Annotated in this window: 10 protein-coding genes; 2 read left to right on the top strand and 8 right to left on the bottom strand. The window is 54.4% G+C overall.

Features of this window, described 5'->3' with window-relative positions:
* Nucleotides 1-74: 74 nt before the first annotated feature.
* The 7 genes from NQ559_RS06785 to NQ559_RS06755 form a co-directional block, all read right to left on the bottom strand.
* On the bottom strand, nt 75-962 hold the full coding sequence (locus NQ559_RS06785; protein WP_117615371.1) for an IS3 family transposase: 888 nt from the start codon (nt 960-962) through the stop codon (nt 75-77).
* Nucleotides 893-1,417 carry a helix-turn-helix domain-containing protein gene (locus NQ559_RS06780; protein ID WP_032558195.1) on the bottom strand — a complete coding sequence of 175 codons (525 nt, stop codon included), beginning with the start codon at nt 1,415-1,417 and terminating at the stop codon, nt 893-895. The genes NQ559_RS06785 and NQ559_RS06780 overlap by 70 nt, the downstream gene beginning before the upstream one ends.
* 74 nt (nt 1,418-1,491) lie before the next feature.
* Nucleotides 1,492-2,505: a branched-chain amino acid aminotransferase gene (locus NQ559_RS06775; RefSeq protein WP_018695564.1), complete on the bottom strand. Its 1,014-nt coding sequence runs from the start codon at nt 2,503-2,505 to the stop codon at nt 1,492-1,494.
* An 88-nt stretch (nt 2,506-2,593) separates the two neighbouring features.
* On the bottom strand, nt 2,594-4,636 hold the full coding sequence (gene metG / locus NQ559_RS06770; RefSeq protein ID WP_018695565.1) for a methionine--tRNA ligase: 2,043 nt from the start codon (nt 4,634-4,636) through the stop codon (nt 2,594-2,596).
* A 219-nt stretch (nt 4,637-4,855) separates the two neighbouring features.
* A complete protein-coding gene (locus NQ559_RS06765; protein WP_018695566.1) occupies nt 4,856-6,970 on the bottom strand; it encodes a S46 family peptidase in 2,115 nt (704 codons plus the stop codon).
* Between the two features lie 10 nt (nt 6,971-6,980).
* Nucleotides 6,981-7,922 (bottom strand): quinolinate synthase NadA, encoded by a 942-nt coding sequence (gene nadA, locus NQ559_RS06760; RefSeq protein WP_018695567.1) that lies wholly within the window; start codon nt 7,920-7,922, stop codon nt 6,981-6,983.
* Nucleotides 7,923-8,298: 376 nt separating this feature from the next.
* A complete protein-coding gene (locus NQ559_RS06755) occupies nt 8,299-9,351 on the bottom strand; it encodes an Mrp/NBP35 family ATP-binding protein (protein ID WP_018695568.1) in 1,053 nt (350 codons plus the stop codon).
* A 177-nt stretch (nt 9,352-9,528) separates the two neighbouring features.
* Between NQ559_RS06755 and sppA the strand changes: the two genes are divergently transcribed.
* Nucleotides 9,529-11,307, top strand: a complete 1,779-nt coding sequence (sppA, locus tag NQ559_RS06750) for a signal peptide peptidase SppA (protein WP_018695569.1) — start codon at nt 9,529-9,531, stop codon at nt 11,305-11,307.
* Between the two features lie 121 nt (nt 11,308-11,428).
* Here sppA and NQ559_RS06745 read toward each other — a convergent pair whose 3' ends face one another.
* Nucleotides 11,429-12,406 (bottom strand): AraC family transcriptional regulator, encoded by a 978-nt coding sequence (locus NQ559_RS06745; protein ID WP_032134616.1) that lies wholly within the window; start codon nt 12,404-12,406, stop codon nt 11,429-11,431.
* Nucleotides 12,407-12,608: 202 nt separating this feature from the next.
* Here NQ559_RS06745 and NQ559_RS06740 point away from each other — a divergent pair, with 202 nt between their 5' ends.
* Nucleotides 12,609-13,061 (top strand): 6-pyruvoyl trahydropterin synthase family protein, encoded by a 453-nt coding sequence (locus NQ559_RS06740; RefSeq protein WP_022332725.1) that lies wholly within the window; start codon nt 12,609-12,611, stop codon nt 13,059-13,061.
* Nucleotides 13,062-13,115 lie beyond the last annotated feature (54 nt).

Below are 13,115 nucleotides of genomic sequence, written 5' to 3'. Positions count from 1 at the left end.
CCTTAAACACAAACGAAACAAAAAGAGGCCGCTGTATGAAGTGCACCCCAAATATTGGACGGATTAGTATTTGTTTAGATGGCATGAGTTCGGTATTGTACCGGGCTCATGTTGTTTAAGTATTTCTTTATCCGCTTGTTATTGTAGTAGTCGATATATTCTTCCAATTCTTTTCGGAAATGGTCTATGGATGAGAATTTTTGCAAATATAATAATTCGGACTTCAATAATCCAAAGAAACTTTCCATAGCAGCGTTATCCAGACAGTTACCCTTGCGCGACATGCTCTGTGTAATACCTTTCTGTCTTAAACGGAGCTGATACTGCTTCATCTGATACTGCCAGCCCTGGTCGGAATGCAAGACAATACCCGGAGAATCCGGTATTCTGGCAAACGCATCGTCCAGCATCTTCATGATCTGCATAAAGTTAGGGCGTTCAGCTATTTTATAGCTAATAATCTCCCGGTTATATAAGTCCATAATCGGCGATAGATATAACTTTACGCCGCAAACCGAAAATTCCGTAAGGTCAGTAACCCACTTCTGATTCGGTTTTTCGGCTGCAAAGTCGCGTTGCAGAAGATTGGGCGCTATCCGTCCGATCTGTCCTTTGTATGAACAGTATTTACGGAGCCTGACCTGACTTTTTATCCCGCAAATATTCATCAGCTTAAGTACGGTTTTGTGATTTATCGCATATCCGATCTTATTCATTTCAACGGTAATGCGCCGATAACCATAACGCCCCTTATGTTCGTGATATAACCTTATAATACTCTCTTTTTCGCGAGCATATTTATCGGGTTGTTTTGATTTTCTGAAGTGATAATAAAATGTGCTTCGCGCCATCCCTGCGGCTTTGAGCAATACTGAAAGCCGGCACTGCGGCCTTAGTCCTTCGATGGCTTGGGCTCTTTCCCGCTCTCGCGGACAATGCGCTCCTCGACTAAGGCCTGCAATTTTTTTAAGTAAGCATTCTCGGCACGAAGATACTCCAGTTCCTTAAGCAACTCTTCGTGCGGAGTCGTTTTGAGTTTGACTTTTTTAGTCTTCGATTTACTCATGGCCGGCCTCCTTCTTTGCGGTTTACGCCGCAGGCCTTCAGCACCTTGGTTTTGATAGAGCCGCTCCCATTGACGAATAACAAAAGGGCCCGGAATGCCGAAATGCACTGCTGTCTCCAGCAAAGATAGATGATTTTGGTGCATATGCTTCAAAACTGACAACTTAAATTCTGCACTGTAGCTACCGTGGCGCAGCTTAAGGCCGGCAAGGCCATGGCGCTCGAATAATGTTACCCACAAGTGAACTTGCGAGCGGCCACAGCCCAAGTGACATCCGGCTTCCCTAACCGAAAGTCCGCCTTCGAGTACCAGTTTTACGGCCTTTAAACGAATCTCATAATTATATTTCATAAAAAACACCCCAAAAGTGTCCAACTTTTGGGGTGCAGTACAGTATAGCGGCCTCTTAACAATATATTCGTATTCTACAAAACAATCGTACACCAATTGTATTTATCCTCAGCTCGTCCGTACTGAATATCCTGCAATCGGGTATATAATTCCAGAGAAATCTTACCAACCTTATCACCATAAGAGTAGGTTTTCTCCGTCTGCATGTCATAGATAGTGCCGATAGGGGAGATCACGGCAGCCGTTCCGCAGCCGCCGCACTCCTCGAAAGAGGCAAGTTCTTCGACCGGGATTTTTCGGTCTTCGACCTCAAGCCCCATATCGCGGGCCAGCTGGCGGAGGCTCATATTGGTGATCGACGGAAGCACCGAAGGGGATTTCGGAGTGATATATTTGCCATCCTTGATGCCGAAGAAATTGCATGCACCGCACTCTTCGATGTATTTATGCTCCGCAGCGTCGAGATACATGATATTTGAATAGCCCATTTTATGCCCTTTTTCACCCGACAAAAGGCTGGCCGCATAATTTCCGCCGACTTTCACATCGCCTGTTCCACGTGGAGCAGCACGATCCTGCTCTCGGTCGATGGCAACTAGGATCGGCTTGATTCCCTCCTTGAAATAAGCACCCACAGGCGAACAGTAGACAATCAGCAAAGCATCCTTTGCAGGTTTGACCCCCAGGCCGGCCGTCGTTCCGAACATCACCGGACGCAGATAGAGCGAGGCCCCTGTTCCGTAGGGGGGAATATAGGCTTCATTCCTCCGAACGACCTCGACGCAGGCATTGACGACCATTTCGACGGTCGGCAGCGGAAGGCAAAGACGTTCGGCCGAAGACCGGAGGCGGCGGGCATTGTCCTCGACACGGAACAGGCGGACTTTCCCATCGACTCCACGAAAGGCCTTGAGACCCTCGAAAAGTTCGATGCCATAATGCAGGCACGAAGCTGACATGTGCATCTTGATGTACTCGTCGCTCGTAACCTCCATATCACTCCATTTACCATCCGTAAAATAATAACGGACGTTGACGTCGGTCTTGTGATAGTCGAACCCCAAGGCGCTCCAATCTATATTTTCCATTATAGTAAAATTTAAAGGTTTTTCTAAATTATCCCCACAGCAAAGTAAACCGGGCAAAAACAAACCTTGAACCGATCCTTTCCTCACATTATCCTACGATAGCACCGTTATTCGTATTTCCGTCGGGGCCCAGCAGCAGCAGTTTCCCCGAAGCATCTTCGGCCATCAGGATCATGCCCTGCGACACGATACCTTTCAGTTCGCGGGGAGCGAGGTTTACAAGAACCAGCACCCTGCGCCCGACCAGCTCTTCGGGAGTAAAATATTCCGCTATTCCCGAAACGATCGTCCGCTGGTCGATCCCCGTGTCCACCGTCAATTTAAGCAATTTCTTCGTCTTGGCGACCTTTTCCGCCGCAAGGATCGTAGAAACCCGGATATCCATTTTCTGGAAATCGTCGAATTGTATCGTATCTTTCTGAGGTTCAATATTTTGCAAATTTTCAGCAGCCAGGTTAGCCTCTTTCGTCGCCGCAAGCTTATCCAACTGGCGCTGGATCACGTCGTCCTCGATCTTCTCGAAGAGCAACGACGCCTCGCCGATCTTATGCCCGGCAGCGATCAGCTCCATCGCCCCGAGGCGCTCCCATCCGAATTTCTCCACGGCGAGCATCTTCAGGATCTTCGACGCCGAGAAAGGCATGAAAGGCTCGATGGCAATCGCCGTATTGGCCGTAATCTGCAACGCAATGTTGAGAATCGTTTTCACGCGCCCGGAATCGGTCTTGATGACTTTCCACGGCTCGGTGTCCGCCAGATACTTGTTGCCGATACGCGCAATGTTCATGGCATCCTTCAGGGCTTCGCGGAAACGGTAGTTCTCGATATTGGCCTCGAGCGAACCCTTCACGGCAGCTACCTCCGCAACTGTCTGACGGTCATAATCATTCATCTCTCCGCAGGCAGGAACTTCTCCGCCGTAATATTTCTGCGTAAGCACCAGCGCACGGTTGACGAAATTTCCCAGCACAGCAACCAGCTCGTTGTTGTTGCGGGCCTGGAAATCCTTCCATGTAAAGTCGTTATCCTTGGTTTCGGGGGCATTGGCACACAGCACATAGCGCAATACGTCCTCCTTTCCGGGGAACTCCCCCAGGTATTCATGCAGCCATACCGCCCAGTTGCGTGAGGTCGAAATCTTATCGCCCTCGAGATTCAGGAACTCGTTGGCCGGCACGTTCTCGGGCAGTATATAACCCCCGTGCGCCTTGAGCATCGAGGGGAAGACGATGCAGTGGAACACGATATTGTCCTTGCCGATGAAATGCACCATCTTGGTGTCTTCCGACTTCCAGTACTTTTCCCAATCGGGGGTAAGGTCTTTCGTGGCGGATATGTAACCGATCGGAGCGTCGAACCACACATAGAGCACCTTCCCTTCGGCACCCTCCACGGGCACGGGGATGCCCCAGTCGAGGTCACGGCTCACGGCACGGGGCTGCAATCCGCCGTCGAGCCAGCTCTTGCACTGTCCGTAGACATTCGTCTTCCACTCCTTATGCCCATCGAGTATCCACTCGCGGAGGAAGCCTTCGTATTGATCCAGCGGGAGATACCAGTGCTTCGTCTCCCTTTTGACCGGAACCGAACCCGACACGGCGCTATGCGGGTCGATCAGCTCGTCGGGCGAGAGGGTAGACCCGCATTTCTCGCACTGGTCGCCGTAGGCACGGTCGTTCCCGCATTTGGGACAAGTGCCGACGATATAACGGTCGGCAAGGAACGTCTGCGCCTCCTCGTCGTAATACTGCATGGAGGTCTTCTCGATGAATTTCCCCTCGTCGTAAAGTTTGCGGAAAAATTCCGACGCGGTCGCGGCATGGGTCGCCGACGATGTCCGCGAATAGATGTCGAACGACATTCCCAACCCCTCGAACGACTTTTTGATCAGGTTGTGATAACGATCCACGATCTGCTGCGGGGTCACACCCTCCTTGCGGGCCTTGATGGTGATAGGTACGCCGTGCTCGTCCGATCCGCAGACCGAAATCACGTCGCAGCCCTTCAGCCGCAGGTAACGCGTGTAAATATCCGAAGGTATATAAACTCCCGCCAGATGGCCGATATGCACCGGGCCGTTTGCATAGGGGAGAGCCGATGTAACGAGGTAACGCTTGAACTCTTTTGCCATATTGAGATATACAGTATTACTAATTTCTGTCAAAATTAGTAATTTTTAGGGAAAGAAAAAGCAAAGCTCCATTATTTGTTTACAAACTACAAGAACACCCTGCCGCAAGAAAACAAAACGGAAACCACGGGAGCGAATCGGTCTGCCCCCGGCTACGGGGTAAAAATATACCCCGGCTTATACCGGGGCATATTTCCTAATCATCGGCGGCCGAAAACGCTATTCGAACACCAGCTCGTCGAGCAGCCATCCTGCGCCCGCGTACTTGTCGATGATGAACAGCACGTAGCGGATATCGACCGATATCGTACGCTGCAGATCGGGCTCGAAAGCTACATCTCCCGACATGGCTTCCCAGTTGCCGTCGAAAGCCAGCCCGAGCAGTGCACCCCTGGCATTCATCACGGGCGAACCCGAATTGCCGCCCGTAATATCGCAGTCGGCAAGGAACGCCACCGGAAGTTCGCCTCCGGCATTGGCATAACGGCCGAAATCGCGTGCCGCATAAAGCTCCTTGAGTTTTTCGGGCACGGTGAACTCTGTGGGGTTCTGCGGGTTTTCCTTCTCCATCACGCCCTTGAGCGTCGTATAGTAGTTGTATTCGATGCCGTCGGCAGGCGAATAGGGCAGCACGCGGCCATAGGTCAGGCGCAGCGTGAAGTTGGCATCCGAAGCCCACGCCTTTTTCGGGTTTTGGAGCATCAGCCCCGCCACGTATTTACGGCTTCCCTCGTAATATTTCTCCACGATCGGCTTGCGTGCCTGAGAAAGCGCATTATACTTCTCCCACACCGATTTCACAAACGGGGCAATGGGGTCGGCGGCATATTTATCGGCAGAAAACGAACCGATCAGCTCATCGACCTTTTCCTGCGATGTAAAGAGCGAATTATCGAAAATATAATCCACATAGGCATCCGTATCGCCGTTGAATTCCTTATCCACGATCTCCGTATAGAACGACGGCAGGTCGGTCATGTGCTCGCGGGCGATCTTCAGCATGCGCTTGGCCACCTTCCGGTCGGTCGGGGCGTTGTAATCCTTATACCAACCGGCCATCGCCTTTCGGGCCTCTTCGGGATACTTTATCTCCGTCCGCCCGTCGAACATTTTTGCAGGGGTCAGTATTTCGACCGCACGCAGGAAAGCCTCTTCCAGATACTGGCGGTTATCGTCGATGCCGGCCAGCCCCTCGATCGCTTCTCGGATTTTCGGCAGCGCGTCAATATACCCTTCCTCGGGCAGCGTATTCTTCTCGGCCCACGCCTGGAAGGCAGCTTCCTGCTGCTGCTTGCGCTCCTTGACACCCAGTTTGAGGATGCCGCGAGACTTGCCAATCGAATTCTTCCAGTAGTTCGACGACGTGGCGTATTTCGAAGCATACTGGATACGTACCTTGTCGCTGGCAGCCATGTCCTCCTTCAGGATCGCCTGGCGCTCGCCGCGGATAAAGATCCGGTTGGGATTCGAAACGTTCAGCATGTCGTCGATCTCATACGAAGTCATATAACGCTGCGTGGAACCCGGGAACCCCATGATCATGGCGAAATCCCCCTCCTTGTAACCGTCGAGCGAAATCTTGAGGAACTTCTCGGCCTTGTAAGGACGGTTTTCGGGCGAATAATCCGCCGGCCTATTATCCTGTCCGGCATAGACGCGAAACACCGAGAAATCGCCTGTATGGCGCGGCCACATCCAATTGTCGGTGTCTCCGCCGAACTTGCCGATCGACGTAGGGGGCGTTCCCACCAGGCGCACGTCGGTATAGACCTCGATCACGAAGGCAAAATACTGGTTCCCTTCGAAGAAGGGCTTGACCTCGACCACCATGCCGGGGTTGGCCTCCTGCAGCGAAGCGGTCAGGCCGGCGATATTCTCCGAGGTGATCCGTTCGTACTCCTGCTGCCCGGCCGTGGAAGGCACGTTGCCCAGAATATCCGCAGTCACGTCGCTGATCGAACGGATGAAACGCACCTTGAGCCCCGGGGCAGGAATCTCCTCCTGGCGCGACATGGCCCAAAAGCCGTTCTTCAGATAGTCGTGTTCGACCGACGACAGGGATTGTATCGACCCGTAGCCGCAGTGGTGGTTGGTGAACAGCAGGCCGTCGGGCGAAACGATCTCGCCCGTGCAGCCACCGCCGAAAATGACGATCGCATCCTTGAGCGAAGATTTGTTGATGCTGTAAATATCCTCGGCCGAAAGTTTGCATCCGCGCGCCTTCATGTCCCGGATATTCATTTTCTGCAGGTAAGGCAGCATCCACATGCCTTCGTCTGCCGCCGCGGTCAGCGACACGCACGCCGCTGCAATCAGTAAAAACAGTTTCTTCATATATAAACGATTATTTGATGTTAATCATGTTCAGGATCGAACGCTCGGCCTTGCGGCGCACCTCTTCGTCGAGTACGATCTCCGGGGCCTCCCGCTCGAGGCATTCGCAGATGTTTTCCAGCGTCACCATCTTCATGTACTTGCAGTTGTTGCAGCCGCATGTCTCGTCGTCCGGGGGCGCCGGGATAAATGTCTTGCCGGGATAGCGCCTCTTCATCTCGGCGAGGATGCCCGATTCGGTGACGACGATGAACTCATCGGCCCCGCTGCGGCCGCAATAGTCGAGGATCGCAGCCGTCGACCCCACGAAATCGGCCACCTCGATGATATAGGCCCGGCATTCGGGATGCACGACGATGCGGGCTGCGGGGTGCTCCTTTTTGAGCCGGAGCAGTTTTTCGAGCGAAAACTCCTCGTGGACATGGCACGCCCCGTCCCAGATCACCATATTCTCGCGGCCGGTCAGCTTCTTGATGTAAGCGCCCAGGTTGCGGTCGGGCGCGAAGATGACGGGGCGGTCGGCCGGGATCGACTCCACGACCTTCAGGGCATTCGACGAAGTGCAGCAAATATCGGTCAGCGCCTTGACCCCGACGGTGGTGTTGACATACGAAACCACCGTATGCCCCGGGTACCTGGCCTTGAAGGCCGCAAAGTCGCGGGCATCGCACGATTCGGCCAGCGAGCATCCCGCCTCGGGACAGGGTATGAGCACCTTTTTGCCAGGGCATAGCACCTTGGCGGTCTCGGCCATGAAATGCACGCCGGCGAACAGGATGATTTCCGCATCGACCGACTGCGCCTTGACCGACAGCGCAAGCGAATCGCCCAGGAAGTCGGCCACCTCCTGTACTTCGGGCAGCGTATAGTAATGGGCCAGTATGACGGCGTGTTTCCCGCGTTTCAGTTCTTCGATCCTATTCCGGATTTGCGCGGAGTTATCAACCTTCATTTTTAATTTTTACTTTTTAATTTAAATTTAATAAGAAATAAGAATAGAAATAATAGCTGTTGATACTGTTCACAAGTTTCCCTGGAAAATATCTTTCAACATTTTACTCCCGAGCTGTTTCCTATTCCTCGTTACAACCGGTTCGTATTCAAAGGTATGAAATTATAATCAACAATTGTCAAAAACCGTTGTCAACATTTCGACAGCTGTTTGTTGTGAACAATCTGTTCCGTTTTCCGGGGTTCGGGGCTGACTATAATTTCCCATAACTTTTTTTGGTTTCCGGAAAATCTTGTATATGCCCGCCCTTTCCGGAATTTGCAACTCTTCCGACCGGAAAGTTATCATTAGTTATCGCCGTTTATCAACACGCTTCCTAACACGATTTCATCACCTTTTCGACAATCTTTTCCGCGATTCCGCGGTACCATTTTTCGACGCGCGGATCTATCCCCGCAGCAGGCCTCCCTTCGTCGGCTCCTTCCATGATCGACTGTACGATAGGTATTTCCCCCAGGAAATCCACGCCGTGCTCTTCGGCGAACCGGCGAGCACCGCCTTTGCCGAAGAGGTAGTAGCGGTTTTCGGGCAGTTCCTCGGGGGTGAACCAGGCCATGTTTTCGATGATTCCCGCCACGGGGATGTTGACGTTTTCGTTGCGGAACATCTCCACGCCGCGCACGACGTCGGCCACGGCGACCTGCTGGGGCGTCGAGACGATCACCGCGGAATCGATCTTCAGCTCCCCGATGATCGAGAGGTGTACGTCGCCCGTTCCGGGGGGCAGGTCGGCCAGCAGGAAGTCGAGCGTCCCCCATTTGGTCTGGTGGATCATCTGTTTCAGGGCGCTGACGGCCATGGCGCCGCGCCATAGCAGGGCGTCGGTAGGTTTGATGAAGAACCCGATCGACATCAGCCGGATGTCCATCGGCTCCGCAGGGACGATATGGTCTGCGCCCTCTTCCTGCACGGCGTCGGGCAGGTAGCCTTCCACTCCGAACATCTTGGGCTGCGAAGGCCCGTATATGTCGGCGTCGAGGATGCCTACGCGGAATCCCATGTTTCGCAGGGCGACCGCGAGGTTGGCCGTGACGGTCGATTTGCCTACCCCGCCCTTTCCCGATGCGACGGCAATGACCTTGGCGATGCCGCCCGTGGTCGTCTTCAGCTTGGGTTCGGGGCGCGGGGCGGCGCCGCCCTCCTTGATGACTACCAGTACCGTTTGACCGGGGAATTCGCGTTTGAGCAGTTCCTCGGCCTGGTTTTTGATTTTCACTGCGAACGGGTCGCGCGCCTTGGCGAAGCGGAGTACGACGGTGATTTTTCCGGCCGCCGAGGCGATATGCTCGATAAAACCGCTGCTGACGATGTCCTGCCCCGTTTCGGGATGGACGAGCGACGCGAGCAGATGTCTGATTTTTTCTTCCATATTTGTGTCGTGACTTTCCCTGCAAAGATAACGTATATTTTACAGAATAAATATAGGTTAACCTTCTTTTTTATCGTTTTTCGATAAATTTTATTTGTTTTTCATATAAATTCCGTATATTTGCGAAAGAAAACCGGAATCGGGACAAAATTAGGACAAACAAAAAATAACTTCGTTATGAATTTTATCAAAACTTTTCTGGCTGCCATCCTTGCGTTTGTCGTGGGATCGGTACTGGTAGTCTTCCTTTGGATTTTCATCCTGCTCGGCATTGCCGGTTCGATGGAGAAAAGCGTGGCCGTACACCCCGAGTCGATCCTCAAACTCGATTTTTCGGAGGTGTTGACCGATGCCCCGTCGAGCGATCCTTTCGCCGGCTTCGATTTCGCGACGCTCCAGTCTACGCGCATGCTTCCGCTGATGAAGGCGCTGCGTGCGCTCGAGGCGGCGAAGGACGATCCGCGGATCAAGGGTATTTACCTGCGTATGAACGGCAACGGCGGAGTGGCGGGTTCGGCCCTGCTCGAAGAGCTGCGCGAGGCGATCGTCGATTTCAAGCAGAGCGGCAAGTTCGTCGTCGCCTATAACGAAACCTACTCGCAGGGGCAGTATTACCTCGCCTCGGCGGCTGACAGGATTTACATGCAGCCCGAAGGAGCTATGGACTGGTCGGGCCTTTCGTTCAACCTGGCGTTTTACAAGGGGCTGCTCGACAAGCTCGACGTCAAGGCCGAAGTTTTCCGCCCCACGGCCTGCAAGTACAAGAGCGCCGTCGAGCCCTATATTCTTTCCAAGATGTCGGATGCCAACCGCGAGCAGATGCAGGAGCTGGTCAATTCGATGTGGAATACCATTGCCGCCTCGGTGGCCGAAGCACGCGGCATCGACCTGGAAACCCTGAACCGGATCACCGACAAACTGGAGGTTTCGCTGCCCGAGGATGCCCTCGAACACGGGTTCGTGGATAGCCTGGTCTACGAAGACCAGATGGACGACGTATTTGCCCAGCTGGGCGTGCAGTCCGATTCCGACGGTCAATACAATTTCATCACCCTGGGCGAATATGCGTCGCAGGTAGGTGCCGACCTCAAGAATATTTCGGCCGACCAGGTGGCTGTCGTCTATGCCGACGGCGCGATCGTCGACGGCGAGGGCTTCGGCCGCGAGGTTTACGGCAATACGCTGGCTGCGACGCTGGCCGGGGTGCGTGCCGACGACAAGGTCAAGGCCGTGGTGCTGCGCGTGAATTCCCCGGGCGGCAGCGCATTGGCTTCGGATGTCATCTGGCGCGAAATGGAGCTGCTCAAGGCCGAGAAACCCGTCATCGTCTCGATGGGTTCCTATGCTGCCAGCGGCGGTTACTATATCTCGTGCCCGGCCGATGTCATTGTGGCCGACAAACTGACCCTGACGGGTTCCATCGGTGTCTTCGGCATGTACCTCAATACCATCGACGCCCTGAAGAACAAGCTGGGCATCACGTTCGACGCCGTGAAGAGCAATACCTCGGCAGGCATGGGCATGACTTCGGCCCTTACGCCAGCCGAAAGGGCTTCGATCATGCGCGGCGTGGATAAGGTTTACACGACGTTCACCAACAACGTGGCGCAGGGGCGCAACCTGCCTCTCGAGAAGGTGCTCGACATTGCCGGCGGCCGTGTATGGTCGGGCGACAACGCCCTCGGCATCGGCCTGATAGACACGTACGGTGGCCTGAAGACGGCCATTGCCGTCGCTGCGGACAAGGCCGGGTTGGGCGACAATTTCCGGGTGACGGAGGTGATCGAGCAGCCGACGGGTTTCGCGGCGTTCATCTCGTCGCTCAACGTCAGCATCCGCGAGGCCATGACCCGCTCGGAACTGGGAGTCATGATGAAGGAATACAAACAGGTGCAGGAAGCTGCTTCGCAGCAGGGGATCGTCATGTATTATCCCTTCAAACTCGAACTGCGCTAATCCCGGCCGGATGCCGGAACGATAAAAAGCGGCCCCTTTTCGAGAGGCCGCTTTTTATCGTTGCAGGGTTTCAAGGCCGGTGTGTCCGCGAAGCTGTCATTCGTGCCTGAAAAGGGGTTTGTCAGCCCTTGGCCGGGACTTTGGCCGCCGGATTTCCCCCCCCCGCCGAATCCTGCCCGCAGCGCATTTCATCCAGCTTGCGGCCTATCTCCTCGACCTGTTTCGCGTCGGGCGAAATGACCGTCGACCCGAACTTGCGCCGGTAGTCGCCCGGCGGGGAGCCGATGCGTTCGCGGAAGGCGCGGTTGAAATTCGAGATGTTGTAGAACCCGCAGCGCATACCGATCTCGGCGATCGGGTCGTCGGTCTCGACGATCATCTGTGCGGCGCGCACGATGCGGAAGCCGTTGAGGTAGTTCCACAGGTTCTGGTGGGTGTACTTTTTGAAAAAACGGCAGACCGAAGTCGCGGACATGCCTACCTCTTCGCCGATGTCTTCGAGCGAGATCTTACGTTGGTAATTGCCCTCCACGAACTGTACGATCTTGTTGATCCGGGCATTGCCGTCGGGTTGCATTTCGTAGTACGGGGCACCTATCGGCCCCGTTTCGTCCGGCCCAGCCGTGGCCAGGTCGTTGAGTATGTTCAGGAAAAGCGACGCCGATGCGAATCCCCGCAGCCCGGGCAGTTGCAGTAACCTGTCGCGGACGCGGTCTACGACGCTTTCGGCGAACCAGAGCCCGGCGACCGGCTGGCTCAGCATTTTCCGGATGGGGAGCATGGATTCCGTTTCGAATATCTGCCAGTTGGGCATGTCGCGGCTGAACTGCACGGCGACGGCCTCGCAATTGGTCTCCGCAAAGGCTTCGTCGCGTTTGTAACAGTGCGGTACGCGCGGGAAAATGATGATCAGGTCTTTTTCCGTGAAATTGTCGACCGATTGTCCGGTGACACGTGTACCCTTCACGTTCAGGGTCAGGCTGAGCATGTAATCCTCGTGGAAATGAAGGGGCGGATCGGTTTGTTTGTCAAACCAATACTGTGTGATGAACAAATCGTTGCCGGGCAACGGGGTGAGATCATTCAGGACACGTTTCATCAGATAATGAGACTTATGGTAACAAATATAGGAACTAATAAGGACAAATCAAAACCGGGGCGGCTTTTTGTGGGGAAGGATATGCGACCGGGGTTTCCCGCACCTTTGTTTACCGATCCGGAACGGGGCGTAAAGGAACCCCCGTGGTGAAAAGTGCGGAAAACGCTTTCTCCTTTCGCATTTAATGAATATCTTTGCGGATATGGCAGTGATCAGATTGACAAAGGAGTTTTCGTTCGAGGCCGCACATGCCCTCGACGGATACGACGGGCCGTGCCGTGAGATCCACGGGCATTCCTACCGGTTGTTCGTGACCGTGAAAGGGTGCCCTGCGGACGACGACACGAACCCCAAGTGTGGGATGGTGATGGACTTCGGTGTCCTGAAAAGCATTGTCAACGAGGAGGTCGTTTCCCGTTTCGACCATGCGCTCGTGTTGCGGGCGACACGCCGCGACGCTCCCCTGCGGGCGGTGCTGGCCGAACGCTTCGGCAACATCGTCACGGTGGACTACCAGCCGACGTGCGAAAACATGCTCGGCGATTTCGCGGCACGCATCGCACGCCGCCTGCCCCTGGGGGTGGAACTGCATTCGCTCCGCCTGCATGAGACTGCAACCTCGTTCGCCGAGTGGTTCGCCGAGGACAACCGCTGATTTCCGCCCGGCGGTTCCGCCGGAACGACATACCCCGACATTTCTACCGGACAG

This window comes from Alistipes onderdonkii, assembly GCF_025145285.1.
GTDB lineage: Bacteria > Bacteroidota > Bacteroidia > Bacteroidales > Rikenellaceae > Alistipes > Alistipes onderdonkii.
The sequence above is the reverse complement of the archived record's forward strand: the minus strand, read 5'-3'. Positions and strand labels throughout refer to the sequence as shown.